Raw genomic sequence first — 1,300 nt, 5'->3', positions numbered from 1 at the left:
GCGGTGCCGCCGCCCTCCGGCTTATCCGGGCCGCGTCAGGTCCGGCCGGAGCCGGTGCCAGATGGGGTGGCGGAGGTGCCCGGCCGGGGTCCAGCCGGTGAGGGTGATCTCGGCGACCAGCCGCGGTTCCACCCAGTGCACGCCGGTCGCGTCCACCGGGCCCGCGAAGGGCGAGCCGTCCCGGGCCAGTGCTTCCAGGTAGCGGGCCAGGTCGCGGCGCTCCTGCCCGGAGAGGCCCGAGCCCACCGAGCCGACGTACCGCAGGCCGGACGGCTCCTCCACCCCCGCGAGGACGGCCCCGGGCAGCCCGGCGATGGCTCCCCGGCCCTCCGTCCAGCCGCCGATCACCACGTCGAGCGTCAGCAGGTGCTTCACCTTCCGCCAGTCGGGTGACCGGACCCCGGGCAGGTAGGGGGAGGCCAGCCGCTTGGCGATGACGCCCTCGTAGCCGTGGCGCAGCGTGGCGTCCCAGGCCCGCCGGGCGTGCCCCTCCAGGTGGGTGGGGACGGACCAGCTGCGGCCGGTCAGCCCCATGCCGTAGAGGATGGCGCGGCGCTCCCCGTACGTGGCGCCGAGCAGGGAGCGGCCGCTGACGTGCATGACGTCGAAGATCATGAAGTGGACGGGGTACTCCATCGCCAGGTGGGCAGCGCGGCGCGGGTTGGCGATGCCCATCCGGCGCTGGAGCAGCCCGAAGTCCGGCCGGCCCCGCTCGTCCAGCGCCACGAGCTCGCCGTCGAGCACCGCCGACCGGCCCTGGAGCTGCGCGCCGAGCTCCAGCAGCTCGGGATAGGTGGCCGTCACGTCGTTCCCGGCCCGGCTCACCAGCCGTACGGTCCCGTCGCCCGAGGTGCTGAGCACGCAGCGGACCCCGTCCCACTTCACCTCGAAGCCCCAGCCCGCCTCCTCGCCCTCGGCCGGCAGCGGGCCGGGCACGGTCAGCATGGGCCGGATCTCGGGGAGCCGGGCGACGGGCAGGGCCATGCTTCCGATGATCAGGGCAGTGCCGGGTTTTCGCAGGTCATTCACCCGTGCGGGGCAGCGGCCGGCCGCGTGGCCGTCCTTTGCCAGGCCCGGACGGCGGCCTCGTCCGGCCCCGGTAACCTCGCGAGGTCACTGATCCCGTGCAGCGCGCCCGTCCGGCGCGCGCCGAAGAACGATGAGGTCGCCGCAGGTGCTGTGCTCGATATGTCAGACGTCCCCCGCCGTGGGGGCGACGGGGTGCTGCTCCGCCTGCGCCGTCCCCGGAGCCGCGCCGCCCGGCGGGCCGGCGTACGGCGCGCGTCCTGACGCCGGGCCG

Annotated in this window: 1 protein-coding gene; it reads right to left on the bottom strand. The window is 75.6% G+C overall.

Annotated elements, in window-relative coordinates:
• Nucleotides 1-21: 21 nt before the first annotated feature.
• Nucleotides 22-984: a non-homologous end-joining DNA ligase gene (ligD, locus tag JNW98_RS20260; protein ID WP_223769680.1), complete on the bottom strand. Its 963-nt coding sequence runs from the start codon at nucleotides 982-984 to the stop codon at nucleotides 22-24.
• Nucleotides 985-1,300: the final 316 nt, after the last annotated feature.

The organism is Streptomyces huiliensis (genome assembly GCF_020037025.1).
Taxonomy (GTDB): domain Bacteria; phylum Actinomycetota; class Actinomycetes; order Streptomycetales; family Streptomycetaceae; genus Streptomyces; species Streptomyces huiliensis.
This window is presented reverse-complemented; position numbering and strand designations above follow the sequence as displayed.

Bases quoted from the DNA above. Each gene is read 5' to 3' on its own strand.
- ligD (WP_223769680.1), bottom strand. From the start codon at position 984: ATGGCCCTGCCCGTCGCCCGGCTCCCCGAGATCCGGCCCATGCTGACC.